The 26,044-nt window shown below is 67.1% G+C and carries 23 protein-coding genes; 11 read left to right on the forward strand and 12 right to left on the reverse strand.

Going from position 1 to position 26,044, the window contains the following annotated elements:
- Positions 1–15 precede the first annotated feature (15 nt).
- Positions 16–561: a flavodoxin domain-containing protein gene (locus ABRP28_RS01055; protein WP_350004347.1), complete on the forward strand. Its 546-nt coding sequence runs from the start codon at positions 16–18 to the stop codon at positions 559–561.
- 150 nt (positions 562–711) lie between these two features.
- Here ABRP28_RS01055 and ABRP28_RS01060 read toward each other — a convergent pair whose 3' ends face one another.
- Together ABRP28_RS01060 and ABRP28_RS01065 are read right to left on the reverse strand one after the other, a co-directional pair.
- The gene (locus ABRP28_RS01060; protein ID WP_350004346.1) at positions 712–1,488 is read right to left on the reverse strand and encodes an SDR family NAD(P)-dependent oxidoreductase; all 777 of its coding nucleotides are present in this window, start codon (positions 1,486–1,488) and stop codon (positions 712–714) included.
- Positions 1,485–2,219, reverse strand: coding sequence for a FadR/GntR family transcriptional regulator (locus ABRP28_RS01065; RefSeq protein ID WP_350004345.1), 735 nt, complete (start codon positions 2,217–2,219; stop codon positions 1,485–1,487). The genes ABRP28_RS01060 and ABRP28_RS01065 overlap by 4 nt, the downstream gene beginning before the upstream one ends.
- A gap of 145 nt (positions 2,220–2,364) precedes the next feature.
- Between ABRP28_RS01065 and ABRP28_RS01070 the strand changes: the two genes are divergently transcribed.
- Both ABRP28_RS01070 and ABRP28_RS01075 read left to right on the forward strand, forming a co-directional pair.
- Positions 2,365–3,855: a GntP family permease gene (locus tag ABRP28_RS01070; RefSeq protein WP_350004344.1), complete on the forward strand. Its 1,491-nt coding sequence runs from the start codon at positions 2,365–2,367 to the stop codon at positions 3,853–3,855.
- Between the two features lie 253 nt (positions 3,856–4,108).
- Positions 4,109–4,891, forward strand: coding sequence for an SDR family oxidoreductase (locus ABRP28_RS01075; protein WP_350004343.1), 783 nt, complete (start codon positions 4,109–4,111; stop codon positions 4,889–4,891).
- Between the two features lie 93 nt (positions 4,892–4,984).
- Here ABRP28_RS01075 and ABRP28_RS01080 read toward each other — a convergent pair whose 3' ends face one another.
- Positions 4,985–6,574 carry an alkaline phosphatase D family protein gene (locus ABRP28_RS01080; RefSeq protein ID WP_350004342.1) on the reverse strand — a complete coding sequence of 530 codons (1,590 nt, stop codon included), beginning with the start codon at positions 6,572–6,574 and terminating at the stop codon, positions 4,985–4,987.
- A 164-nt stretch (positions 6,575–6,738) separates the two neighbouring features.
- On the opposite strand from ABRP28_RS01080, the gene ABRP28_RS01085 reads away from it, so the two are divergent.
- Complete coding sequence (locus ABRP28_RS01085; protein WP_350004341.1) at positions 6,739–7,992, forward strand: S8 family serine peptidase; 1,254 nt, start codon at positions 6,739–6,741, stop codon at positions 7,990–7,992.
- Between the two features lie 3 nt (positions 7,993–7,995).
- Here ABRP28_RS01085 and ABRP28_RS01090 read toward each other — a convergent pair whose 3' ends face one another.
- From ABRP28_RS01090 to ABRP28_RS01100, 3 genes are all read right to left on the reverse strand, one after another.
- Positions 7,996–8,415 carry a hypothetical protein gene (locus ABRP28_RS01090; protein WP_350004340.1) on the reverse strand — a complete coding sequence of 140 codons (420 nt, stop codon included), beginning with the start codon at positions 8,413–8,415 and terminating at the stop codon, positions 7,996–7,998.
- A gap of 155 nt (positions 8,416–8,570) precedes the next feature.
- Positions 8,571–9,020 carry a DUF4383 domain-containing protein gene (locus tag ABRP28_RS01095; protein WP_350004339.1) on the reverse strand — a complete coding sequence of 150 codons (450 nt, stop codon included), beginning with the start codon at positions 9,018–9,020 and terminating at the stop codon, positions 8,571–8,573.
- Between the two features lie 125 nt (positions 9,021–9,145).
- Positions 9,146–10,459 (reverse strand): GAF domain-containing protein, encoded by a 1,314-nt coding sequence (locus tag ABRP28_RS01100; RefSeq protein ID WP_350004338.1) that lies wholly within the window; start codon positions 10,457–10,459, stop codon positions 9,146–9,148.
- Between the two features lie 169 nt (positions 10,460–10,628).
- Between ABRP28_RS01100 and ABRP28_RS01105 the strand changes: the two genes are divergently transcribed.
- The 3 genes from ABRP28_RS01105 (at position 10,629) to ABRP28_RS01115 (ending at position 15,406) form a co-directional block, all read left to right on the forward strand.
- Positions 10,629–12,428 (forward strand): NAD(P)/FAD-dependent oxidoreductase, encoded by a 1,800-nt coding sequence (locus ABRP28_RS01105; protein WP_350004337.1) that lies wholly within the window; start codon positions 10,629–10,631, stop codon positions 12,426–12,428.
- 16 nt (positions 12,429–12,444) lie between these two features.
- Positions 12,445–13,500 carry a 2,3-butanediol dehydrogenase gene (locus ABRP28_RS01110; RefSeq protein WP_350004336.1) on the forward strand — a complete coding sequence of 352 codons (1,056 nt, stop codon included), beginning with the start codon at positions 12,445–12,447 and terminating at the stop codon, positions 13,498–13,500.
- A gap of 70 nt (positions 13,501–13,570) precedes the next feature.
- A complete protein-coding gene (locus tag ABRP28_RS01115) occupies positions 13,571–15,406 on the forward strand; it encodes a gamma-glutamyltransferase (protein WP_350004335.1) in 1,836 nt (611 codons plus the stop codon).
- Positions 15,407–15,432: 26 nt separating this feature from the next.
- Here the strand turns inward: ABRP28_RS01115 and ABRP28_RS01120 are convergent, their stop codons facing one another.
- The 4 genes from ABRP28_RS01120 to ABRP28_RS01135 form a co-directional block, all read right to left on the reverse strand.
- Positions 15,433–16,905, reverse strand: coding sequence for a multicopper oxidase family protein (locus tag ABRP28_RS01120; protein ID WP_350004334.1), 1,473 nt, complete (start codon positions 16,903–16,905; stop codon positions 15,433–15,435).
- Positions 16,905–17,174 (reverse strand): SHOCT domain-containing protein, encoded by a 270-nt coding sequence (locus tag ABRP28_RS01125; protein ID WP_350004333.1) that lies wholly within the window; start codon positions 17,172–17,174, stop codon positions 16,905–16,907. Before ABRP28_RS01125 ends, ABRP28_RS01120 begins: the two co-directional genes overlap by 1 nt.
- Before the next feature lie 90 nt (positions 17,175–17,264).
- Positions 17,265–18,122, reverse strand: a complete 858-nt coding sequence (locus ABRP28_RS01130) for an alpha/beta fold hydrolase (protein WP_350004332.1) — start codon at positions 18,120–18,122, stop codon at positions 17,265–17,267.
- Positions 18,123–18,169: 47 nt separating this feature from the next.
- Positions 18,170–19,444: a flavin-containing monooxygenase gene (locus ABRP28_RS01135; protein WP_374152907.1), complete on the reverse strand. Its 1,275-nt coding sequence runs from the start codon at positions 19,442–19,444 to the stop codon at positions 18,170–18,172.
- A 316-nt stretch (positions 19,445–19,760) separates the two neighbouring features.
- Between ABRP28_RS01135 and ABRP28_RS01140 the strand changes: the two genes are divergently transcribed.
- Together ABRP28_RS01140 and ABRP28_RS01145 are read left to right on the forward strand one after the other, a co-directional pair.
- A complete protein-coding gene (locus ABRP28_RS01140; protein WP_066274236.1) occupies positions 19,761–19,964 on the forward strand; it encodes a cold-shock protein in 204 nt (67 codons plus the stop codon).
- Between the two features lie 401 nt (positions 19,965–20,365).
- On the forward strand, positions 20,366–21,214 hold the full coding sequence (locus ABRP28_RS01145; protein ID WP_350004330.1) for an alpha/beta fold hydrolase: 849 nt from the start codon (positions 20,366–20,368) through the stop codon (positions 21,212–21,214).
- Positions 21,215–21,239: 25 nt separating this feature from the next.
- On the opposite strand, the gene ctaD is transcribed toward ABRP28_RS01145, so the two are convergent.
- A complete protein-coding gene (gene ctaD / locus ABRP28_RS01150; RefSeq protein ID WP_231454453.1) occupies positions 21,240–22,994 on the reverse strand; it encodes a cytochrome c oxidase subunit I in 1,755 nt (584 codons plus the stop codon).
- Positions 22,995–23,092: 98 nt separating this feature from the next.
- The gene (locus ABRP28_RS01155; protein WP_350004329.1) at positions 23,093–23,830 is read right to left on the reverse strand and encodes an FCD domain-containing protein; all 738 of its coding nucleotides are present in this window, start codon (positions 23,828–23,830) and stop codon (positions 23,093–23,095) included.
- Between the two features lie 188 nt (positions 23,831–24,018).
- On the opposite strand from ABRP28_RS01155, the gene ABRP28_RS01160 reads away from it, so the two are divergent.
- Both ABRP28_RS01160 and ABRP28_RS01165 read left to right on the forward strand, forming a co-directional pair.
- Positions 24,019–24,564, forward strand: a complete 546-nt coding sequence (locus ABRP28_RS01160; RefSeq protein WP_231454448.1) for a gluconokinase — start codon at positions 24,019–24,021, stop codon at positions 24,562–24,564.
- Positions 24,565–24,606: 42 nt separating this feature from the next.
- Positions 24,607–26,010 (forward strand): GntP family permease, encoded by a 1,404-nt coding sequence (locus ABRP28_RS01165; protein ID WP_350004328.1) that lies wholly within the window; start codon positions 24,607–24,609, stop codon positions 26,008–26,010.
- Positions 26,011–26,044: the final 34 nt, after the last annotated feature.

Genomic DNA, 26,044 nt, shown 5'->3' on the forward strand with positions numbered 1-26,044 from the left:
GATTGGAGGACACCCATGACTGTTTTAGTTGCCTATGCCAGCGCGATGGGTTCGACGCAGGAGATTGCCCAACATATGGCTGACCGGATGGCGTCTGCGCTGGACGGCGTCGAGTGCCGGTCCGTGGACGAGGTTGAGAGCCTTTCCGGTTACGACGCTGTTGTGGTTGGCAGCGCCGTCCACAATCAGTCGTGGTTGCCCGCGGCCGGTCAGTTCTTCGCCCGGCATGCTCCCGAGCTGGCCAAGCGGCCCGTCTGGGCCTTCAACGTGGGGATGGCCGACGCGCTGCCAAAGCCGTTCCGCAAAAAAGGCGCGGCATTGCAACAGGCACGCCTGGCAGGAGCCCTGCCCCAGGACGTTGCCCTTCGCGGCCACAGAATGTTCTCCGGCGTCTACAAGGCAGACCAGATGTCGTCGGCGCTGCGCGTCCTGTTCCGGATCACCGGCGGCCGCTTTGGGGACTTTCGGGACTGGACCGCCATCGACGCCTGGACTGACGAGATCGCGGCCCAGCTCGCCACACCAGCGTCGCCAACCTCCCCGGGCAGCGCCACTGCTTGACGACGGCGGCCTGCGCGCCTGCGGTCCTGTCGCCTTAAGCCAGCCACGGCTCAGTCCATAACAACCGGCGGCGCGGCCGGCAGGAATGCCAGCCGCGCCGCCGTCGTACTTTTGCAGGAGAGGCTACGCAGGCACCCGCCTGAAACCGCCCTAGGAAACCTGCAGTCCGCCGTTGATGTCGTAGGTGGCCGCGGTGATGAAACCGGCGTCCTCGCCCATGAGGAAGGCCATCAAAGCGGCCATGTCAGTCACGGTTCCCACGCGGCCCACCAGGATGTCCTTGGACATCTCCTTCTTCCGCTCATCGGTCAGGGTGCCGCCCATGATGTCCGTGTCCACGGGCCCCGGGGCGATGCAGTTGACGGTGATCCCGTGCTCGCCCATCTCGCGTGCCAGCGCCCGGGTGAAACCGATGATGCCGGCCTTGGCGGAGCTGTAGGCGACCTTGGAGTAGGTGCCGCCGCCGCGCTGGGCGGAGATGGACGAGATGCTCACCACCCGGCCAAGCTTCCGGTCGATCATGCCGCCCAGCACGCGCTGGGTCACCAGGAACGTCCCGGTCATGTTGATCGCGAAGACCCGCTCCCAGCCTTCCTTGGTTTCCTCCATGAAGGGCCGCGGCGAGCTGATGCCGGCGATGTTGGCCAGCGCCACGATGGGAGGCAGTTCCGCCTCCACCTTGCTGATGGCGGCATCGATGGACGCCTCGTCCGAGACATCCGTCTGCAGCCCCAGCGCCTGCACGCCGTGCTTGTCCCCGATCTCCTTGGCGGCCAGGGCGGCAGCCTCGCCGTCGATGTCCAGGATGGCAATGTTCCAGCCCTCGCGGGCCAGCCTGTCTGCAGTGGCGCGGCCAATGCCGCGCTCCGAGGCGGCGCCGGTCAGGACGGCCGTGCGGGCAGCGGGAAAAGCGGTGGTGTCGGTCATTCTGGTTCAGCTCCTGTGTTGGATTCCTGGGCTTTGATGAAGCGTGCGTAGTCGTCGTAGGTCTGGTTGATGTGCTCGTCCATGGCCTTGCGGGCTGTTTCCGGTTCTCCCGTGGCAATCGCCGCCAGGACCAGCCGGTGGTGCTCCAGGGCATGGCGCTGGACTTCCGGGAAGGCCGAAGTTTCCCGCCGCGTGGTGTACAGCAGGTGGCCCAGCTGGCCCAGCAGCGCCGGTAGGAACGGGTTCGCCGACGCCTTGAACACGACGTTGTGGAAGGCAAGGTCCGCCAGGGTCACGGCGTCCAGGTCTGCGGCCTCGTGCGCTGTTTCCAGGTCCGCAATCGCCTTCTCCATGGCGGCAAAATGCTCGGCCGTGGCGTGCCGGGCGGCCAGTTCGGCTGCCCCGGTTTCCATAATGCGGCGGACCTCGAGGAGCTTCAGGGCTGCCTCGTCAATCCCGGTGCCGCGGGCCGCGGCCCGGAGGATAGCCTCCAGGCCGGTCCATTCCTCGGGATGGTTCACGAAGGTCCCCAGGCCGCGCCGCACCGTGACGATGTTCCGGGCCTGCAGGGTCTTCAGTGCCTCGCGGACCGTCAGCCTGCTGACATCGGCCACCCTGGCGATCTCCGCCTCGGCCGGCAGCGAGGACTGGGGCGGGAGCTCGCCGGAGAGGATGCGTTCCAGGAGGTCGGCGAACACAGAGTCCGCCAGCGTTATGCGGCTCACCGGCATCCCTCCTCCGTTGGCTTGTCAGATGTCTTATGTCCCGATAGTGTGGCACCCGTCACTCGACGGAGTCAATTCCAAAAGGCACTGGCGTCCTTCGAGGAGAGCCGGGCAGCGCGCCCGGGCTCTTGTCCCCAAGGAGTACATCAACGTGGATATACAACTGCTACTTGCGCTGGTACTGGGCATCGCGACCATCGTCGTGCTCGTACTGCGCACCCGGCTCGACGCGTTCGTCGCGCTGCTCATCGCCGCCCTCGTGACCGGCCTCGTGGCCGGCCAAAGCCCCCTCGACATCGTCAAAGCCATCACCACGGGCTTCGGCAACACCCTTGCCTCGATCGGCATCGTGATCGGGCTCGGCGTGGCCATCGGCAAGATCCTTGAAGTCTCGGGCGCCGCCAACGCGCTGGCCCTGGCCTTCCTGCGGCTCTTCGGCAAGGGCCGGGAGCCCTGGGCCATGGGCACCGTGGGCGCCCTGGTGTCCATCCCGGTCTTCTGCGACTCCGGCTACGTGATCATGAACCCGCTGGCCCGCTCCATCGCACGGGTCAAGCGCGCCGGCTACGTGACCCTGGCCCTGGCACTGGGCGTCGGCATGACCCTGACGCACCACCTGGTCCCGCCCACCCCCGGACCCCTGGCCGTCACCGGCCTGCTGGGCGCGGACCTGGGCGCCGTCATCCTTACCGGCCTGGTGTTCACCGTCCTGCTCCTGCCGATTGCCGTGACCTACGCCAAGTGGATGGGACCCAAGCTCGAAAGCGCCGTCACCGAGGAAGTCCGCGAGGCCGTCTACGGCCGCGCCGCACTGGTGGGTGCCTCCGAAGGATCCCACCACGGCAGCACGGGAACCAGCACCGCCGACGACACCCCTGCGCAGGACGAAGACCTCCCGGACGATCCCGAACTGGACCTGGGCACTCCGCCGGAGGGCGCCAAGCCGCACCGCGTCGGCGCGTTCCTGGCCTCCCTGCCCCTGCTGGTTCCGCTGCTGCTGATCGTGCTGAACACGGTCACCGGCGCCATGGACCAGAACGCCCAGGGCGTTGTGGGCGGCAAGTACGAACCCTCCGCCTGGGTTGTTCCCTTCGCCTTCATCGGCAACCCGGTGATCGCCTTGATCATCGGCGTCCTGCTGGCCGTCTACGTCCTGCTGCCGCGGTGGACCCCGCGCAGCCGGGTCCAGCACTGGTTTGCCGAGGCTGCCGCTTCGGCCGGCCTCATCCTGCTGATCACCGGTGCCGGCGGTGCCTTGGGACAGGTCCTCCGCAGCTCGGGCGTGGGCGACGCCCTGGCCGAAGCCATCGCCGCTACGGCACTGCCCGCTTTCCTGGTGCCGTTCCTGGTGGCCACCCTGGTCCGGCTGGCCCAGGGCTCGGGCACCGTGGCAATGATCACCGCCGCTTCGGTCACCGCCCCGCTGGTGGGCACGCTGGGTATCGATCCGCTGGTGGCGGCCATGGCCTGCACCGCCGGATCCATGATCCTGAGTTACTTCAACGACTCCTACTTCTGGGTGGTCACCCGGTTCACTGGGCTTGAAGGCACCGCGGCACTCCGCGGCTGGTCCGGCATCACCACAGCTGTCTGGGCCGGCTCCATCCCGCTGCTGTTCATCCTGAACCTCATCCTGGGCTGAGCCGCCGCTGCAGGACTCGCCGACCAAGCGCCGTAAGGGCCCGGGTCCGGTTTCAAACCGGGCCCGGGCCCTTCCGTGTTGGGGCTACGAATTTCGCCGGCCACCCCGCCGCCACCCTTCTGAACGGGCGAGGGCGCGGACAACCGCCGTGCCATCCACGGGCCTTTGGACTCATGGGCCCTTGGACTCTGGCCGCGCGCCGGGCAGCCGGGCACAGTGGGCACATGCTGGATAGCGAGGGAAAGAAGGCACCATGCCCCGCACATCTGTCCTCACCGGCGCTGCCTCGGGCATCGGGAAGGCAACGAAAGACCTGCTCGAGCAGCGGGACGAACGCGTCATTGGGGTGGACATCCATGACGCCGAGGTGGTGGTGGATCTTTCCACCGCTGAAGGGCGCGCGGCCCTGGTCCAGGAGGCAGGCAGGATCAGCGGCGGATCCATCGATGCCGTCTACGCCGTCGCCGGCCTGGCCGTCCCGGCGCCCGCCACCGTGGCCGTGAACTTCTTCGGCACGGTGGCCACCCTTGAAGGCCTCCGGCCCCTTCTGGCGGGATCAGAGGCTCCACGGGCAGTCCTCGTTTCCTCAATGGCCGCCCTCCTGCCCGGCGACGGTGAGCTCGTTGCCCTGCTGACCGACGGGGATGAGTCAGCGGCCATGGCACGCGCTGAGGTACTGGCCAGGGATCCGGTAACCACGGGACAACTGATCTACGCTTCGGCCAAGCTGGCGCTCTCCCGGTGGGTCCGCCGCGAGGCCGCCACAGCGGCGTGGGCCGGGGCCGGCATCCCGTTGAATGCCGCAGCGCCCGGCATCATCGCCACCCCGATGACAGCCGGCCTGATCGCCACCGCGGAAGCACGGGAGCAGTTGCTGCACGTGGTCCCTATGCCTCTGAACGGCATTGCCGAGCCCATCGTCGTCGCCCGCCTGCTGGCGTGGCTCAACAGTGAAGAGAACACGCACCTGTGCGGGCAGGTCATCTACGTTGACGGCGGCAGCGACGCCGTCCTGCGGGGCGACTCGGTCTGGTGACCAGCTGCCCGGCCACACGGAACCCGCGCCAACTCCTGGGCCCGCAGCAGCAGCGGGCCCAAGAGTTGCGCAGTTCGGTACCAGTCCGACCGCTTACCCGCGCGCCTGCAGGCCCGGCACGCCATCCTGGATGGCAAACGAGGCCTTCGTGCTGACCGGTGCGCCCGGCGTCGTCACGTAGTCCAGCGTGCGGAAGTCCGCCGTCATGGCATCCCGCGTGATCTTGGTGTTCACGTAGCCGCGGTTGTCATTGAAGAACTTCAGGTGCGGGTTCCACGCCATGACCGGGTCCGTGGTGGAGCCGGTGCCGTTGCCGGTGGAGGTGATGGACGTGCACACCAGCTCCGAGCCCACCACGGGCGAGGCAGGATCCTTGTAGTCCACCTTGAGGTCGTTGGCCCAGTTGCGGTGCACGTCGCCCGTGAGCACGACGGCGTTGCGCACCTTCGCGTCCAGCCAGCCCTGGGTGATGCGGCGGCGGGAGGCGGCGTACCCGTCCCAGCCGTCCATGGAGACGTCGTCGATCTCCAGCGCCTGGGCCCGGTCCCGCTCGGCGAAGAACACCTGCTGGCCCAGGATGTCCCAGCGCTGCGTGGAGTTCCGGAACCCGTCCAGCAGCCACTTCTCCTGCTCCGCGCCGGTGATGGTCCGGTTTTCCGCGAGGCGTTCGGCCACGTTCTTCTTCCAGCCGTCACCGGCGAGCTGGTCGTCGCGGTACTGCCGGGTGTCCATCATGTGGAAGTTGGCCAGCTGGCCCCACTGGATGGTGCGGTAGATCTTCATGTCGAACCCGGCCGGCACGGAGGACCTCCGCAGCGGCATGTTCTCGTAGTACGCCTGGAACGCGGCGGCCCGGCGCTGGCGGAACCGCTCGGTGGTGTCGTTGAGCTGGCCCGCGTCGCGGTTCTCCGGGATCTCGTCCGCCCAGTTGTTGTCCACCTCGTGGTCATCCCACACCACCAGCCAGGGCGCCACCGCGTGCGCTGCCTGCAGGTCGGCGTCGGACTTGTACTGCGCGTGCCGCTGCCGGTAGCCCTGCAGCGTGGTGGTCTCCGGGCCCTGGTGGTCGCGCGGGTTCCCGCCGCCGATCACGTAGCTGTCCTTCTTGTACTCGTACAGGTAGTCGCCCAGGTGCAGCACCAGGTCTGGCTGGTCCTCGGCCAGGCGCGTGTAGGCGGTGAAGTAGCCGTGCTCGTACTGGGAGCAGCTGGCGAACGCCATGGCCAGCGCGGCAGGCGTCTCGTGCGGCGCGGGGCTGGTGAGCGTGCGGCCCACGGCGCTGAGGTGGCGGCCGCTGCGGAAGCGGTAGAAGTATTCGCGGCCGGGCTTCAGGCCCTGGAGCTCCACGTGGACGGAGTGGGCGGTTTCAATCCGGGCGTGTTCGACGCCGCGGGCTACTACGGAGCGCATGCTTGCGTCCTCAGCCACTTCCCAGGCCACGGGGACCGGGCGTGCGGGCATGCCGCCGAGGCCGTCCTCGGCCAGGGGGTCCAGCGCCAGGCGCGTCCAGATCACGAAGCCGTCCGGCCACGGCTCGCCCGACGCTATGCCGAGCATGAACGGATCGGTGCGGAGGCCGGCGTCGTCTGCTGTTGACACGGCGACGGCGGCACCCGGCAGGGCGGCGACAAGCCCGGCACCCAGGCCGGCGGAAATGAGGGATCTGCGGGAGATGTTGTCCATGCGTCCGAACCTAGGGAGGCCGGTTGGACAGGTCTTGAGGGGAATGTAAATGGACAGTTAACTGCGTGACAAGAGATGTCTTTTTGATCAGATTCCTTTTGCTGCGCCCAACAACTCCACTGAAGCCCCTATCCAGCCAGGGCTGCGGGGAGCAAAATGACGGGATGAAAAGACTTCTTACGGCCAGTTTCGCAGCGGCAGCGTTGGTGCTGGGCGGCGTCACCCAGGCAGCCCCGGGCGCCGCGGCCGGCCCGTCCCATACAGCCGGGCAGATCATGGTCAAGTTCCGGGACCACGGCGCGGCGGCCGCGGTGCTGCGAGGGTACGGCCTCAGCGACGGACCCGAAATCGGCGGCACCGGCGCCCGCCTGATCAAGGTTCCGGCCGGGAAAGAACTCCAGCTCGTTGACGCCCTGGGCCGCAACCCGGCCGTCGAGTACGCCGAGCCGGACCAAATCGTCACTCCCGCTGCCGCCGACCAGTACATCGACCGCCAGTACGCATTGAACAACAGTGGCCAGTCCTTCACGAACACCGCCGGCACGCTGACTGTCGGCGGGGGCACAGCGGACGCGGACGTGGACGCCGTTGAAGCGTGGGGCGTCACCAAGGGCCTTGGCATTAGGGTTGCCGTGCTCGACTCCGGAGTTGCCAGTGACAACCCGGACATCGCACCGAAGGTTGTGGCGCGGGCCAACTTCAGTGGTGCCAGCACCGGCGAGGACAACTACGGCCACGGCACACACGTGTCCGGTACCGTTGCCGCCTCCGAAGGCAACACCATCGGCGTTGCCGGGGTATGTCCGGGGTGCAGCATCCTGGACGGCAAAGTCCTCAACGACAGCGGCGTGGGTTCGAGCTCAGGCCTGGCGAACGGGATCAACTGGGCGGTCACTAACGGGGCGAAGGTGATCAACATGAGCCTTGGCGTCCGGGCATCACGCACTCTGGAGACTGCCGTCAACAACGCCTGGGCCAAGGGCGCCGTGCTGGTGGCCGCGGCGGGCAACGGCGGGAACCAGACCAAAATCTACCCGGCCGGATACACCAACGTCATCGCCGTCGCAGCCACCGACAACAAGGACGCCAAGGCCTCCTTCTCCACCTACGGGGCAAGCTGGGTGGACATCGCTGCCCCCGGCGTCAACGTCTACTCCACTTTCCCGAACCACAAGTTCTACCTGGGAACACAGAACAACCGCTCGATGGGTTACGACGTGGGCAACGGCACCTCGATGTCCGCGCCGATTGTGGCTGCCACGGCCGCACTCGTCTGGAGCATCAACCCCGGATTGGACAACAAGGCCATCCGGGAGAAGGTCCAATCAAGCGCCGACAACATCCCCGGCACCGGCACCTACTGGGCCAACGGCCGTGTCAATGCGAACAATGCGGTCCAGCCGCCGCCTGCAGGCTGAAAGCTATAACCCCGTTGCCCGCCCGCGGCGGAGGTTTTTCACGTGGAGGTAGGCCATCAGTGCCAGCAGGGGAGTGTGGATGGCCGGCAGGTTGTGCGCGAACCACCGGGGCAGGTAGATGTCCGTGACGGAGCCGGACTCGGCGCCGTACCGCTTGGCCAGGCCAGTCAGGGGGCAGCGGAACCCGTTTCCCGCAAACACCAGGGTTTCGGTGGTAACCACCGCCGCGGCTACGCCCACGCGTTTGTCGGTGCGTCCGGCCAGGCCGGTGATGAGCAGATAGACAACGCACGACTCAATTGACAGCCACGCCAGGGTATGGACTGCCTTGATGGCTACGACGGCAGCATGGTTGGTTTCTGTCCCGCTGCCGGCAGCCTCACGTTTCCGCAGCCGGGGGCCCCGCCGGGGTGTCCTGCTCACCCCTGCAACTTCCCACGCAATGCCCCCGGTGGAGAAGTGCCATAAGTCCCGCCGGACGTCCAGGCCACCCACGCGAATGGCCCCGGCCGCAGCGGGAAACTGCGGCCGGGGCCACTGTGGTTCTGGTGCGGCGGGGGCGCCGCCGCGGAACACCTTTAGGCGCGGGCCTTGTGTCCCTTGGTGAGGACCAGTGCCAGGGCAACCATGCCAATGCCCAGCACCAGGTGCAGGATGTTGTCAAAGCTGTTCAGCGGCACGAAGTTGCCGGCCGAGTCCTGGGGAACCACCAGGCCGTAGACGAACAGGACCAGGTAGATGACGCCGCCGTAGAGAAGGTAGGAGCGGGCGCCGCCGGCCGTCTTTGCCAGGGCGATGCCGGCCACGCCGAACAACAGGTGGACGATGTTGTGCAGGGCCGAGACCTGGAACAGGCCCAGCAGCAGGGCCTCGGAGTGGTGGCCGGCAAAGTGCAGCTGGTCGAAGTTGGCCGTGATCCCGGGGACGAAGCCCAGGATGCCGACCAGCAGGAACACGGCGCCTACTGCCAGTGATGCCTTTTGGACGTTGGTGCGGGTAGCCATCCCGGTGCTGGTGTGTGTTGCCACAATAGTCTCCTCATACGATATGCGTTTATGGATTAGCCGGTTTATATTCCTGCCAACCCAAGGGGTTATGCCTGCTATTCGCGGCGTTATCGCACGTCGGATGGGTTTAGTGACAAAAGAATTTGCTAAGCGAGTTTCGCATCCGCCGCTGCAGCTCCGGCACTGAATGACAAATACCGTGCATCGCGCAGGCCCACCAGTTGCCCCAGCGCCTCCACCGCCGGCATGTCCGCGGAGCCCATGTCCGTGGACAGCCACCGCATGAGGAGAGCGGGGTCCGTACTGGCGCGAACGGCCGCCCGCAGTGTCAGGTCCAGCCGGTCCCGTAGGAGCTGTATGGCCATGTTTCCGGAGCGGCTGAGCAGGGGAGCGCGGTACGCTTCCAGCGCCGCAGCCGCCTTGCCCTCGCGCAGCAGCCGCAGCACCTGGCCCGCGTCCGAGCGGCCGGCGAGCCCCTCACCGAGCCGGTAAGGGTTGGACGCTATGGCATCGCCCAGCAGGGACCGGACCCGGAACATTTCGGTGCGGATGGACGCCGCGATGCCCGCATCACCGTGGAGCTCATAGGCCAGTTCCTCGGCACTCCAGCCCTGGCTCCTTGAATCCAGCAGCGCCAGGATCTCCGCCCGGCGCAGCGTCAGCGGCACGCGGCTGCCGTCCCGGAAGACCGCCGCCGGCTGGTCGCCGAGCAGCTCAAGCGACTTGGCGGCCGCCGTTGGCCGTGCAGCAGATCCGGTCCGGGAGGACTGGCGGGAAACAGGAGCGGGGGAAGGGGCACCCAGGGGCGTGCCGGCGTCGGACATTCTCAGGAGAGCCTCCGCCATGCTCACGGCGCACCGCACCATGCGCAGTGTATCCGCAGTGAGGGACTCCAGCGGCCCTGAAACGTCCAGCACGCCCAGCAACGCCCCCGTCAGGGGATCCCTGACGGGCGCCGCAGTGCAGGCCCATTCGTGGTGGGTGCGGACCAGGTGCTCGGCGGAGAACAGCTGCACCGGACGGCCGGTGACCAGCACCTCGCTGATGGCGTTGGTGCCGATTCCGGCCTCGGACCAGTCCGCGCCCTCGGAGAACTCCAGCCGGTCCGCCCGCCGGAGCACCTGGGGGCTGCCCACCCGCCACAGGATCTCGCCGCCGGCGTCCGTCAGCACCAGCAGGTGCCGTCCGTCGGTGGAGTCATCGGCCAGCAGCTCACTGAGCGCGGGCATGACCTGCTGCAGCCGGTGCTCCCGCCGCAGTTCCAGCACCTCGGACGCGGCGTGCAGGTGGCGGGGGCTGTGCTGGTCGGGGCTGATGCCCAGCGCCATGGAGCGGCGCCAGGAGCTGGCCAGCCCTTCCGGGATTTCGGGGCGCGGAACGCCGGAGATCACCTGTTCATGGGCGCGGCGCAGCAACCGCGAATACGCCGCCGGGTCCGAGAACTTCAGGCCGTGGTCCATGGCTCCCTTCCACCGCCGTCGCCCTTGTCCGGCGGTGCTGAATGCAACGCTGCTGTAACCCCCACTGCGTTTCACTGGGGTGACGCAGCTCACGCCCGCCCAGCATACCGCAGGGGGCAGGCCGGAAACGGGGCCCACCGAACACGGACCATCACACAAAGGAGTGGACATGACCGAATCACCAACGGCCGCCGCACAGGCCTGGCTCAAAGGCCTGGAGGACGCGCTGCAGCGGCGCGACGTGGACGCGGCGCTGGAGCTTTTCGGGGATGACGGCTACTGGCGGGACTTCGTGGCCTTCACCTGGAACCTCAAGACGCTCGAAGGCAAGGCGGATATCCGCCGGATGCTCGAGGCCACGCTGGACCGGGTGCAGCCTGCCAACTGGGCCCTGGCCGAGGACGCCACCGGCAGCACCGCCGCCGGCGGAACAGTGGAAGCCTGGATCACTTTCGAAACCGGTGCTGCCCGGGGCTACGGCCACCTCCGGCTGCGGGACGGCAAGTGCTGGACGCTGCTTACCACCATGCAGGAACTCAAGGGCTTCGAGGAGAAAAAGGGCCCGCGCCGGGACCAGGGCGTGGCCCATGAGATCGTCCGGGGACGCCGGTCCTGGCTGGAGCTGAAGGAAGAGCAGGAAGCGAAGCTCGGTTATGAGGAGCAGCCGTACTGCGTGATCATCGGCGGCGGGCAGGGCGGCATCGGCCTCGCGGCGCGGCTGCGGCGGCTGGGCGTGCCCACCATCATCATCGAAAAGAACCAGAAGCCGGGGGATTCCTGGCGGAACCGCTACAAGTCCCTGCACCTGCACGATCCGGTCTGGTACGACCACCTGCCCTACCTGCAGTTCCCGGACGACTGGCCCGTCTTCGCCGCCAAGGACAAGATCGGCGACTGGCTGGAGCACTACACCCGCATCATGGAGCTGAACTACTGGTCCGGCACCGAGTGCGTGGGGACAACGTTCGACGACGGTGCGCAGGAATGGGTGGTCAGCGTCCTTCGCAACGGCGAACCTGTGACCCTCCGGCCCAAACAGCTGGTGTTTGCCCTGGGCGTCTCCGGCTACCCCAACATCCCCACGTTCGACGGCGCCGAGAGCTTCCTGGGCGAGCAGCGGCACTCCTCGCAGCACCCGGGCGGCGGGGACTGGACCGGCAAGAAAGCCGTGGTGATCGGTTCCAACAACTCGGCGCACGATATCTGCGCAGACCTCTGGGAGCATGGCGCCGATGTGACTATGGTCCAGCGGTCCTCCACGCACATTGCCCGGAGCGAATCCCTGATGGACCTGGCGCTGGGCGGGCTGTACTCGGAGAAGGCGCTGGCAAACGGGGTCACCACCGAGAAGGCCGACCTGCTGTTCGCCTCGCTGCCCATGCGGATCCTGCCGGGAACCCAGGTGCCGGTGTACCAGCAGATGGCCGAGCAGGACGCCCAGTTCTACTCCCAGCTGGAGGCCGCGGGGTTCGATCTGGACTTCGGCGTGGACGGCTCGGGGCTCTTCGTGAAGTACCTGCGGCGCGGCTCCGGCTACTACATCGACGTCGGTGCCTCCCAGCTGATCATTGACGGGCGGGTGAAGCTGAAGTCAGGTCAGGTCTCCAAGATCACCGGAAACGCGGTGGTCATGGCGGACGGCACGGAGCTGGAAGCGGACCTTATTGTCTACGCCACCGGCTACGGGTCCATGAACGGCTGGCTGGCTGACCTGGTCTCGCCCGAAGTGGCGGACCAGGTGGGCAAGTGCTGGGGATACGGCTCAGACACGCCAAAAGACCCTGGTCCGTGGGAGGGGGAGCTGCGCAATATGTGGAAACCAACCAACGTCCCCAACCTCTGGATCCATGGCGGCAACCTGCACCAGAGCCGGCACTATTCCTCCTACCTGGCGCTCCAGCTCAAGGCCCGGATGGAAGGGCTGGAGACGCCGGTCTACGAACTGCAGCCCAGCCACCACACCCGCTGAAAGGTAGAGCCCAATCATGAAGGCAGCACGATTCCACGCCCGCAAGGACATCCGCATCGAGGACATCCCGGAGCCAACGCTCCGGGCAGGGGCGGTCAAGATCGACGTCGCCTGGTGCGGCATCTGCGGCACCGACCTGCACGAATACCTGGAGGGCCCCATCTTCTGCCCGGCACCGGGGCATCCGCACCCGCTCTCCCGCGAGGAATCCCCGGTGACCCTGGGGCACGAGTTCTCCGGGACGGTCTCTGACGTGGGCGACGGGGTGACGGGCCTGGCTAAGGGGGACAACGTCGTCGTCGAACCCTATTTTGTGGACGGGACCTGCGACATGTGCCAGGCCGGCAGCTACCACCTGTGCCGGCAGATGGGGTTCATCGGACTCTCCGGCGGCGGGGGAGGGCTGAGCGAGAAGATCGTGGTGGATGCGCGGTGGGTGCACCCCATCGGGGATATTCCGCTGGATGAGGCGGCGCTGATCGAGCCGCTGTCCGTGGCCCACCACGCCGTTGCCCGGAGCGGCGTGAAGGCTGGGGACACGGCCCTGGTGGGCGGTTCGGGCCCCATCGGGCTGCTCACCGCCGCCGTCCTCAAGGGCATGGGCGTCACCACGATCATCAGCGAACTCACCCAGGCCCGGAAGGAGAAGGCCACCTCCAGCGGCGTGGCGGACCACGTGCTGGATCCCAGCAAGGAGAACGTCCCAGAGCGGGTGCGGGAACTTACCGGCGGGACCGGCGCGGACGTCGCCTTCGAGTGCGCAGGCGTGAACGCGGTGCTGGACACCATGCTCGACGCCGTTCGGCCAGGGGGAGTGGTGGTGAACGTGTCCATCTGGGGCGCTCCGGCCACGCTGGACATGCAGAAGCTGGTGCTCAAGGAGATCGACCTGCGCGGCACCATCGCCTACGTCCGCGACCACCCCGCCGTCATCAGGATGGTGCAGGAGGGCAAGGTGGACCTCAAGCCGTTCATCACCGGGAGGATCGCGCTCGATGACCTGGTGGAGCAGGGGTTCGACACCCTGATCAACCACAAGGACACCGCCGTCAAAATCCTGGTGCATCCGTAGCGGCTCGGGGCGGGGAGGCGGGCGTGGCGGTCACGGCCGCCTCCCCGCCGGGTCCCTAGGATTGCAGACCATGGCGTACACACCGGCAGGCGGCTTCACCACCCGGCCCACTCTCCAGGGCACGTTCGGCATGACGGCCTCCACCCACTGGCTGGCCACGGCCTCGGCGCAGGCGGTGCTGGAGCGCGGCGGGAACGCGTTCGACGCCGCCGTTGCGGGCGCGTTCGTCCTCCACGTGGTGGAACCCCACCTGAACGGCCCGGGCGGGGACATGACGGGCGTGTTCGTCACCGCAGGCAATCCCTCCGAGCCCGTTGTGCTGATGGGCCAGGGACCCGCCCCGGCCGCGGCTACCCGCGAGCACTACCTCGCCGAAGGGCTGGAGCTGGTGCCCGGTGCCGGTGCGCTCGCCGCCGCCGTGCCCGCCGCCGTCGACGCCTGGCTGCTGCTCCTCCGCGACCACGGCACCTGGGAGCTGGCGGACGTGCTCTCCTTCGCCATCGGCTACGCCAGAAACGGGCACCCCGTCCTGGACCGCGTGGGCAGCACCATCGCCTCGGTTGCGGCGCTCTTCACAGAGCACTGGCCGACGTCGGCTGCCCTCTGGATGCCGGGCGGGAAAGTTCCCGCAGGGGGAGACATCATTAGGAACGTGGCGTACGCGGACGTGCTTGAGCGGCTTATTGCCGCCGGCACGGATGTAGCGGACGACGGCGGCATGTCGGCCCCGCGGTCGGCGCGGATCGACGCCGCGCGGCGGGAGTGGCGCGAGGGTTTCGTGGCCAAGGCGGCGGTTGCGTTCCTTGCCACACCGCACCGCCACTCGTCCGGCACGGACCATGCCGGCGTGATGACGGAAGCGGACTTCGCGGGATTCTCGGCCGGCTACGAGCCCGCCGCCACCCTGGAGTTCCGCGGCCACACCATTGCCAAAACCGGGCCCTGGGGGCAGGGGCCCGCCCTGCTGCAGACGCTCGCAATCCTGGACGGGTTCGACGACGAGTACCTGGATCCGTCCACCGCCCTCGGCGCGCACACCATCCTGGAGGCGCAGAAGCTGGCCATCGCGGACCGCGAGGCGTACTACGGCGACGCCGCGGTGCCCCTGGACTACCTGCTGAGCAGGGAGTACGCGGCGGAGCGCCGGCAGCTGATCGGGGAGCAGGCCTCGCACGCGTTCCGGCCCGGCGAGGTTCCCGGCCACAAACCGTTCCTGCCGCCGCTGCGCACGGAGTACCTCCCGCCGTCGCTCGCTGCCCGCGGGGAAGGCGCGTTCGCCGGCGTGGGCGAGCCGACGGTGGCACCCACCGGGGAAACCCGCGGCGATACCTGCCACATCGACGTGGTGGACCAGTGGGGAAACATGGTGTCAGCCACCCCGTCCGGCGGCTGGCTGCAGTCCTCCCCGGCGATCCCCGGGCTTGGGTTCTGCCTGGGATCACGGCTGCAGATGACGTGGCTGGAGGACGGCGCCCCGTCCACCCTGGCGCCCGGCAAGCGGCCGCGCACCACGCTGACGCCCACGCTGGTACTCAGGGACGGCAAGGCGGTGGCAGCCCTCGGGTCACCGGGCGGCGACCAGCAGGACCAGTGGCAGCTGCTGTACCTGCTCCGCACGATTGTGGGCGGCTATGAGCCGCAGCAGGCCATCGATGCCCCCGCTTTCCACACCACGTCCATCCCCGGTTCCTTCTGGCCGCGCACCTGGACGCCCGGCGGCGCGGTTGTGGAAGACAGGCTCGGGGACGGGGTCATCGCCGGACTCGAGGCGCGCGGCCACATTGTGACCCGGGCGGGGGACTGGTCCCTGGGACGCCTGTCGGCTGTGGTTCGCTGTCCGGAGACCGGCGTCCTGAAGGCTGCGGCCAACCCGCGGGGCGGGCAGGGCTACGCGGCCGGGCGGTAAGCAGTGGGCACTTCGGGCGGCCTGGCTCACCGGACATCGATCACACCCATCATGCCCTGGTCCTCATGGTCCAGGATGTGGCAGTGGTACACAGAACGGCCGGTGAAACCGGTAAAACTGATGCGGACTTTCACCTGCCCGTTCGCGGGGATGTTGACCACATCCCGCCACGTGACCGAATCCTGGGCGGTCCCTGCTTCCTCGATGACCTGCATGGGCCACACATGCAGGTGGAAGGGGTGGTCCATGGGGCTCGGGTTGAGCAGCGTCCACTCTTCCACCGTCCCCGCAGCCACAACAGTGTCCGTCCGGTCCGGATCGAAGGTCCGCCCGTTGATGGTGAACGCCATCATTCCCATGCCCATCCCCCTACCTGTGCCCGTGGCAAGGGTCAGCTGCCTGCGGGCTGCGACCACCGCGGTCCGCAGGTCCTCCGGTGCCGGCCGGGCGGGCAGGGGCGGGGGAGCTGGCGGCGTGGTGGCAGGGGCTCCGGACACCGAGAACGTGGCCAGCATCAGGTCACCGGTGCCTCCGGCGTCGCCCCTGCGGGCTGCCGGTCCCATCATGCCTGCCATGCTTCCCCGGTTGTAGTAGCTGGACCTGAGGGCGGACACTCCCTCGCCGGCCGTGACCAGGACGTCGGCGCGGTTTCCCGGCGCCAGCAGCAATTCGTCCACCATCTGCGGTGCGGGGAGACGTGCAAGGTCGATGCCCAGCAGTTCCCACTGCTGCCCCTCCAGCCGCAGCCGCAGGTAGCGGGCAACGCAGGTGTTCACGATCCGCCACCGCTCCCGTTCGCCTGGCCGGGCGGAAAGCTCCGGGTTGCTGTGGCCGTTCACCAGGACAAGCCGGCCTTCGCGCCCGAGTATCCGGTCCATCGGTGTGGCCTCCGCCAGGGCGCCTGTTCCGTCCAGGGTGAGGTCCGAAACCACCAGGATGCGTTCCCGGCTGACAGCTGGCGCGTCCTCTTCTTCGACGATGATGGCGCCGAACAGACCGCCGGAAACCTGGTCTGCCACCATGCCGTGGTGGTGGGGGTGGTACCAGTACGTTCCGGGCGGATGGTCCGCGGGGAGGTTGTACTCATAGCTGAACGACTGTCCCGGCCGGACCATCACAAAGACGTTGTCGCCATTGCCCTGGGGCGAGACGTGGAGGCCGTGGACGTGCAGGTTGGTGGGGACCCCCAGGTTGTTGACCAGCTCGATTTGCAGTTTGTCTCCACCCCGGACCCGCAGTGTGGGGCCGGGGACACCTCCGTTGTAGCCCAGGATGGATGCCTGCTGGCTGCCGAGCGGCACCGACACCGGGGAGGCCTCCAGCCGGACCTTCAGCTGTCCGTCCGCGCTGCTCAGCTCCTCCGGCTCAGTAAACCCACCGCCGGCTTCGGGGGAGAAGCTGGACGTGGCCGTCCACCAAAGCCCGGCTCCGCCAGCCGCCGTCGCCGCCGCGCCAAGCCCTCCCAGCAGCAGCGCCCGCCGTCGGCTGATGGCACGCATCAGTGGTCCTCGCCGAGGACCCTCAGCCGCTCGCGGTATTCCTCCTCCGCGATTTCACCCCGGGCAAAGCGTTCATCGAGGATCTGCTGCGCCCGGGTCCGGCCCGCATCAGGTCCCGGCAGACCCCGCCATTCTGGATGACGTCCTGGTGTCCCTCCGGGGCCTGACAACCGCACGGCCACCAGCACCAGCAACGCGATCCCAACCAGCAGGAGGACGCCCCAGAGCCACATCATCCAGCCCATGTTCGTGCCGTAACCCCACATCATGACCGGCGCCCTTTCGCCCGTGGACCACTGATAGGGCTATCCTCCGCCGGTTCACTGCCGGCCGCCAGAGTCCGAAGTCCCGTGGCCTGGTCACCGGTCACCCCGGAGGTCGTCCAGAATCTCCTCCGTACTGGACTCCAGAGTGACCCGGGGCATGGTGCTGAAATTGTCCGCTCTCCCCGCCCGGCCTCTTTCCGCCTGCTCCCAGTGCCGCCGCAGCAACTCCGCCAGCCGTACGGGCTCCATCCGGTGTGGTGGATCGAAGTGGTGGCGCCTGGGGAACACTTCAAGATGGAAGTCCGGGAAGAAGACCCGCGCCAGCCGGCCTGCAATCTCGCCGTAGTCATCCGGGTTACTCAGGCCGCCGAGGGCAAAGAACACGGGCGGGCGGAACGCGGCCAGGCGCGCACGGTCCAGGTCATAGCTCCTGAAGGTGCGCAGGAATGCTTTGATTCCCGCCGGCCGCTTTGCCATCCACGGCGGCGGGGGACCCGGCGGTGGTGGTGGCAGGACGACGTCGGACTTGACTCCCAGCCTCATAAAGGCGGGAAGGAGCTGATCCGGCGGAAGGGCCTCCAGTTCCCCGAATTTCTTCCAGACCGCGGCGTGGGCGGGGCTCCAGTCCCAGCTCCCGGCCCAGGCCGGCTCAAGCAGGGCAAGGCTCAGCAGCCGTTCGGGGTGCTTCGCGGCGAAGGCCAGCGCCGCGGCCCCGCCCCCGGAGTAGCCGGCAAGGTGGAAGGTCTCCCACCCGAGGGCATCGGCGTCGCGGAGCACGCCGTCGATCTCTGTATCAAGGCTCCAGCCGGGCGGCGGCTCACTGTCCGCGTAAATCTCCAAGTCCTTGGCCACGGCCTGGACATCCGGCCCCAAGGCTTCAATCAGCGCGCCGTACGCTTCCTGCGCAGGGAGGACAGCGCCAGGGAGGAGGATGGCCCGAATCGGTTCCATGGAAAGAACCCTACGCCGCGGCCGGACGTTGGCAAGGGCCACCAGGCTCAGCGTCCCGCGACATGCTCCGCGACGTACCTTGCGTCATCGCCCACCAACGCCAGCGTGGCTGAGAGGTGCCTGGTGAGCCATGGCAGTCCGACGGCGTACAGGCCGGGAACGTCTGTGACGCCGCGGGTGTGCCGCGGATAGTTCCATTCATCCAGCACCGGCATGTCCAGCAGGCTGAAGTCCAGCCTGTACCCGGTGGCCCAGATGACGGAGGTTATGTTTTCCGCGGCCAGGTCCAGCCGTGCGCCGGACTCCCCGGGCAGCCAAGTGTCGTCGGGGCGCGCTTCGGCCGGCGGCGCATCTATGCCCGCTGCCTCGATGTAGGCGTCCGCCATCAGTTTCAGGCGCTGGCTGAACCCGGCCTCAACCATGGCGAGGCGTCCGGGGAGGTCGTCGCTGAAGACGAGGACGCCGTTGTCCGTTCCTTCAAGGTGGCCGTGCAGCCGCACCCCGCGGCGGCCGAGTTCCCGCAGGTGGATACTGTGTCCGCCGTCGTTGCCGGAGAGGAGCGGATTGCACATGAACCGGGCTGCGGGGGTGGGGAGCTGCGCCGTCTGGAGTCCGTTGATGCCGTACTCAGGGCCGTGCATGTTGACCTGCAGGATCCAGTGGAAGATGTCCCGGCCGCGGTAGCGGCGCGGCGCCTCCGGGCAGGCGGACACGGACAAGTGGACCACGCGGCCGGCGTCCAGCAGGTCCTCCGTGATCTGGCCCCCGGACTGGCCGGTGCCCACCACCAGCACGGCGCCGTCCGGGAGCTGGCGGGGGCTGCGGTAGTGGTGGCTGTGCAGTTGCAGGACGTTCCCGGGGAATCCGGCCGACGACGGCGGGACGCGGGTGCGCTGGAACGCGCCGTTCGCCAGAACCACGTTCGCCGCGGCGAACGTTCCGCCGGAGGTTTCCACGCGGAAGCGGCCATCTGCCGCCGCGATGCGGGTGGCTTCCGTTCCCATCTGTACCGGGGCGGCGATCCGGGTTGCGTAATCGCGGAAAAGGTCGATGACGGCGTCGCGGGGGAGGAACGCGTCCGGATCGGGGCCGTCGTACGTCAGGTCCGGCAGGAGGAATGAGAAGTTGGGCGTGTTCAAGTGGAACGAATGCCACCGGTCCTGCCATGCGCCGCCCAGGGTATCCCGCGCCTCCAACAGCAGGTGCTCCACCCCGCCCTGGGCGAGCCAGTAACTTGCGGCCAGCCCCGCCTGCCCGGCGCCGATCACCAGGGTGTTGACCTCCTGCGGAGCAGTCTTGCCTGTGGGTGCGGGCATCTCCATGATTCTTCTCCCGCGGCTCGGGGCGGAGTTGGACCTGCTGGCAGGATATGCCTGCCGCGGGCCTGCGTACAGGGGGCGACAGCGGTGCCCGGCCCGGGGTGCCTGGGCCCGGCCTCGGGGCCTAAAAGTGGCACTGGTAATTGCTGTCCGCAATCTCCTGTAGAGTAGATCCTGTTGTTGTGTTTATGCAGTTCGTAGTTCAGGCAGTACGCACGGTCGAAAGCCCGTGTTCTTCTGAAGCAGCGGTTTTGAGCACCCCAAACAGGAGGACCCGAAAGTCGGGACAGTTCCTCCACCTTCACGAAGGACAAAAATAATGGCTACTGGTACCGTCAAATGGTTTAACGCTGAAAAGGGCTTCGGCTTCATTTCCCCCGATGACTCCTCACAGGACGTCTTCGCACACTACTCTGCGATCGCCTCCTCCGGCTTCCGCTCACTCGAAGAGAACCAGAAGGTCTCCTTCGAAACCGAGCAGGGCCCCAAGGGTCCCCAGGCCGTAAACATCCAGTCCCTCTAATTTCTTAGAGAAACTGGGGCCTTAGGGTTTCAAAGTTTGAAAGCATGGCCGGTCACTGACCGGCCATGCTTTTGTTTAACCCGTTTGTGCCAGCAAGCTCCTCAACGCGACGGCGGCGGTACCGCGAGTGAACATTTGTGCAGCGGCCATGAACCGCCGGCTAGGCCCGGGGGTCACTCAGTAATTCAGTGCGCGGCGGGCAAGTAGCTACTGACCAGTAACAATGCGTGGTGAGCGTGCCAGGCGGTCCAGGTCCCGCCGTCGTGCGGTCTGCTCCCGCAGCTGCGCACATTCGTGCACGTCACGCCGCTGCCGCACCAATCATGCCTAGCATGAAACCCGGCCGATTACCCGGCTCCCGGCCCTGGCCGCACCTGCTGACACAAAACAAAGAGGTTTCCATGTCGCTGCTCACCAGAACCCTGTCCATCGCCGCCTCCGCGCTCCTGGCCGGATCCCTCGCCGTGGCACCCGCCCAGGCGGACGTCGTCGAAATTTCCCCTCCCGGCGCCAATGACTGGTCCTGCACGCCCACCGCCGAGCACCCCTACCCGGTGGTCCTGGTGCCCGGGACCTTCGAGAGCATGGTGAAGAACTGGTCCACCCTCTCGCCCTACCTCAAGAGCCAGGGCTACTGCGTGTTTGCCCTGAACTACGGCGAGACAAACGGCGTCTACGCCACGGCCCCTGTGGCGGACTCCGCCCAGGAACTCGCCCCGTTCGTCGACGCAGTACTGGCTGCCACCGGCGCCAGGAAGGTGAACCTGGTGGGCCACAGCCAGGGCGGCATGATGCCCCGCTACTACATGGGCTTCCTGGGCGGTGCTAAGAACGTCAACCAGCTCATCGGGATCGCGCCCTCAAACCACGGCACCGAGGGCGTGATCATCCCGCCGCCGGAGCTCCTGGGCGATCCGGTCTTCGCCGCCCTCGGCTGTGCCGCCTGCGCAGATCAGCAGGCCGGCTCGCCGTTCATGCAGGAGCTTAACTCCATTGGTGACACCGTGGCCGGGCCGTCCTACACCGTCATCTCCACGGTCTACGACGAGGTTGTGATTCCCTACAACAGCCAGTTCCTCGCGGGTCCGGCCCGGCAGGTCACCAACATCACCGTCCAGGACAAGTGCCCGCTGGACGTCTTCGAGCACGACCAAACGCCCAATGATCCCGTGGTCCACCAGATCGTGGCCCACGCGCTGGGCAGGAGCTCGGGACCTGCGGACCCGGCCTACCAGCCCCGCTGCATCTAGCAGACGGCCGGATCCGGCCTCTTTGTTACTCGTCCGGGCTGGGGCTGCGGACGTCCTTCTGGCCGATATCGGCTGCACCCAGGGCCTCCGCCGCCGGGCTGTGGACGGGGGCGTGCTCACGGACCCGGATTTCCGGGTGGTGCAGGTCCAGTGCCGGCCGCTCCGAACGGATCCGGGGCAGTGAAGTGAAGTTGTGCCGCGGCGGCGGGCAGGACGTGGCCCACTCCAGCGAGGCGCCGAAGCCCCACGGATCATCCACGGTGACCTTCTTCCCGGTCCGCCAAGTGATGTAGACGTTCCAGAAGAACGGGAGCAGGGATGCGCCCAGGAGGAAGGACGAAATGGTGGAGAACTGGTTCATCCAGGTGAAGTTGTCTTCCACCAGGTAGTCGGCGTACCGGCGGGGCATGCCCATGACGCCCAGCCAGTGCTGGATCAGGAAGGTGCCGTGGAAGCCCAGGAACAGCATCCAGAAGTGGATCTTTCCCAGGCGTTCGTTGAGCATGGTGCCGGTGAATTTGGGCCACCAGAAGTAGAAGCCGGCGAACATGGCGAACACCACGGTACCGAACACCACGTAGTGGAAGTGGGCCACCACGAAGTAGGTGTCCGACACATGGAAGTCCAGCGGCGGTGAGGCCAGGATGATGCCGGTCAGGCCGCCGAACAGGAACGTAACCAGGAAGCCGATGCTCCAAAGCATGGGGGTTTCGAAGGTCAGCGAGCCTCCCCACATGGTGCCGATCCAGTTGAAGAACTTCACGCCGGTGGGCACTGCGATCAGCATGGTCATGAACGCGAAGAACGGCAGCAGCACCGAGCCGGTGACGTACATGTGGTGCGCCCAGACGGTCATGGACAGTGCGGCAATGGCAATGGTTGCGTACACCAGGCCCTTGTAGCCGAAGATCGGCTTGCGGCTGAACACCGGGAAGATCTCCGAGACGATGCCGAAGAACGGCAGCGCGATGATGTACACCTCGGGGTGGCCGAAGAACCAGAACAGGTGCTGCCAGAGGACTGCGCCGCCGTTCTCCGGGTCGTAGATGTGGGCACCGAAGCGTCTGTCGGCACCGAGGGCGAACAGGGCCGCGGCCAGCGGCGGGAAGGCCATGATCACCAGGATCGAGGTGACCAGGGTGTTCCACGTGAAGATCGGCATCCGCCACATGGTCAGACCCGGGGCGCGCATGCAGATGATGGTGGTGATGAAGTTGACGGCACCCAGGATGGTTCCGAAGCCCGAGAGCGCCAGGCCGAACACCCAGAGGTCACCGCCGATTCCCGGGCTGAAGGTCGTATCCGAAAGCGGCGCATAGGCGAACCAGCCGAAGGACGCGGCGCCCTGGGGCGTGATGAAGCCGGACAGCGCAATGGTGGAGCCGAAGAGGAAGAACCAGAAAGCCAGCGCATTGAGCCGCGGGAAAGCCACGTCCGGAGCACCGATCTGCAGCGGCATGATGAAGTTGGCGAACCCGGCGAACAGCGGGGTGGCGAACATCAGCAGCATGGCGATGCCGTGCATGGTGAACAGCTGGTTGTACTGCTCCTTGGTCTGCAGGATCTGCATGCCGGGTTCGAACAATTCGGCCCGGATGAGCAGGGCCATCACGCCTGCCAGGCAGAAGAAGGCAAACGACGTTATCAGGTACATATACCCGATGGTTTTGTGGTCGGTGGTGGTGATCCAGTTGACCACCAGGCTGCCTTTGCGGCGCCGCGTGACAGCCGGCGCGGCGGTAGCGGCAAGTCCTTCAGCTGAATGTTCTGTAGTGGCCATCTTCCACCTCACCGAATCTTCCCTATGGCGCGGCAGGTCCTTTTGTGGGCCTTACTTTGAAGGCTACTCAGGATCATGGCCCCCGGGAAGGGGATCTTTCAGCCGCTGAGTCCCATTGCTTCCCGCACTTCATCGAGGATGTGGTGCATGGCCGACTCCGCAACCGCCGTATCTCCGCGCGCCACCGCTGCTGCCACGTCCTGGTGCGCCTGCAATGCCTCGTCCCGGGGCTTAAACGGCATGAGCCCCTGCTGCGTCCGGCTGGTCAGCACTTCCGCCACCATACCCTCCAGGGCCCGGAACATCTCGTTCCCGCAGCTTCGCAGGAGCAGCTGGTGGAACTCGATGTCCGCGGACAGGAACCCCTGCAGATCGCCGTCCTCGCCCAGCCGCCGGAGTTCGGCCCCCAGGGCAACCAGCTGCGCGCGTTCGGCAGCACTGGCACGCCGGGCGGCGCCGGCGGCGGCAATGGGTTCGACGGCGATGCGCAGCTCGGTGAGGCTGGTGTACTGGAGCTCCCGCCGGTCTGAGGCCAGCCGCCAGCGCACCAGCTTCGGATCAAAAACGTTCCACAGCGACCGGTCCTGCACCACAATGCCCACGCGCCGCCGCGAATAGACAAGGTTCATGGACTCCAGGACCTTCATGGTGTCCCTGGCTACGGTCCGGGATATCCCGTATTCCTGCTGCAGGCCCTCGAGCGTGAGCCGGCTGCCGGGCGGAAGCTTGCCGGAAGCGATGGCAACGCCGACCACCTCCAGGACGCGCTCGTGCATCGCGGGGGAGGCCCCGCCGTCGTGCGCTTCATCCGCGCCCTCATCTGTCGCCGTCGACATGCTGTCCGCCTCTCCTGCGCCGCAGCGCCCTCCCAGAATACCGGGAAAAATGGCAAAGGTATGACCTGTAACACGAAAAGATAGTATCTTTTGGTGCAAAAGGTGATACCTTATGGCGTAGGCCACTTCTTCACGGGCTCGCAGTGAGCTTCTTCGAAAGCCAAAGACGTCTTCTCCGGAGGTATGACATGCAGTATCCCCCCACGCATCTTGTGGTCATGGGCGTTGCCGGGTCCGGCAAGACCACCCTGGCGGCGGCCCTGTCCTCGCAGCTGGGCTGGGCCTGCGCCGAAGCGGACGAGTTCCACCCAGAAGCCAACATCACCAAAATGACGCAGGGCATCCCGCTCCAGGACGAGGACCGCTGGCCCTGGCTGCAGGAAATCCGCAGCTGGATGACAGCGCAGGCGCAGGCCGGCTGCAGCACGGTCCTGACCTGTTCCGCCCTCAAGAAGAGCTACCGCCAGCTCCTCTCCGAAGCGGAAGGCCGCGTCGTCTTCCTCCACCTCGACGGCGGCGCGGACCTGATCAGCCAGCGCATGCAGGGCCGGGAAGGCCACTTCATGCCGCCCACCCTGCTGCCCAGCCAGCTGGCCACCCTCGAGCCGCTCAGCCAGGAAGAGCTCGACGCCGGCAGCCTCCGCCTGGACATCTCGCAGTCACCTGAACAGCTGGTCGCCGCCGTCGTGAAGGCTTTGCAGCTTCCCGCCGGACAGGCGCCCTGCGCGCCCTGACTTTCCCCAAAACCCCAATAAATACTGTTTCAAAGGAGAACCATGACCATCGAAGGATGGACCCAAACGCTGGGCGCAGGACCCCTGCTGCTCATCGCGGGAGCCGCGATCCTCGTCCTGCTGTTCCTGATCATCAAGCTGCGCATGCACGCCCTGATCGCCCTGATCCTCATCAGCCTCGCCACCGCCTTCGCCACCGGCATTCCCGCCAACCAGGTGGTCCCGGTGCTGATCAACGGCTTCGGCACCACCCTCGGCACGGTGGCCCTCCTGGTGGGGCTGGGCGCCATGCTCGGCCGCATCGTGGAAACCAGCGGCGGCGCCAAGGTGCTGGCCGACTACCTCATCGGTGTCTTCGGTGAGAAGCGCGCCCCCTTCGCGCTGGGCCTGGCCTCCCTGATCTTCGGCTTCCCCATCTTCTTCGACGCCGGCCTGGTAGTCATGCTGCCCGTCGTCTTCGCCGTGGCCCACCGCCTGGGCGGGGGCGTGCTCCGCTACGGCCTGCCCGCCGCCGGTGCATTCTCCGTGATGCACATCTTCCTGCCGCCGCACCCGGGCCCGGTCTCCGCGTCCGCGTTCTTTGACGCCAACATCGGCCTGGTCACCATCGCCGGCCTGCTTGTCGCCATCCCCACCTGGTACGTCACCGCCTACCTCTTCGGCCTCTACACCGGCAAGAAGCTGGTCCTTCCCGTGCCGGAAATCCTGGGCCACGCCTCCGCGGAAGCCGAATCACACCCGCCGCGCTTCCGCACCGTGGTAGGCCTGCTGCTCCTGCCGCTGGTCCTGATCTTCATGAACACCGGGCTGAACACCCTGGCCTCCTCCGGCGTGCTCGCCGAAGGCGTCAAGGACGAGCAGTGGTACCAGGTCCTGCGCACCCTCGGTGAGACCCCGGTGGCGCTGCTGATCTCGGTGCTGGTGGCACTGTTCGTGCTCGGCACCAAGCGCGGCAAGGACGCCGGGGCCCTCGAGAAGCTCCTGGAATCCTCGCTCGGCCCGGTCTGCTCCGTCATCCTGATCACCGGCGCCGGCGGCATGTTCGGCGGCGTCCTGCGCACCTCAGGCATCGGCCAGGCACTCGCCGACGTCCTGGGCGACCTGGGCATCCCGCTGATCCTGGCCGGCTTCCTGATCTCCAGCATCCTGCGCATCGCCCAGGGATCCGCCACCGTGGCATTGACCACCACCGCGGGCCTGATCGCCCCGGCGGTGGCCCTGGCCGGACTCAACGGCATGCAGGTGGCCGCCATGGTGATCGCCGTGGCCGCAGGCTCCGTGGTGGTCTCCCACGTGAACGACTCCGGCTTCTGGCTGGTGGGCCGCTTCTTCGGCATGGACGTCAAGACCACGCTGAAGACCTGGACCGTCATGGAAACCCTCATCGGCGTGATGGGCTTCGCCATTGCCGCCCTGATCTTCCTGGTGGCCGGGGTGGCGGGCTAGCATCCTTCCCAGCCACGGCTGACTGGACAACAAG

The sequence above is a fragment of the Pseudarthrobacter sp. WHRI 8279 genome (genome assembly GCF_040224115.2).
Taxonomy (GTDB): Bacteria; Actinomycetota; Actinomycetes; order Actinomycetales; family Micrococcaceae; genus Arthrobacter.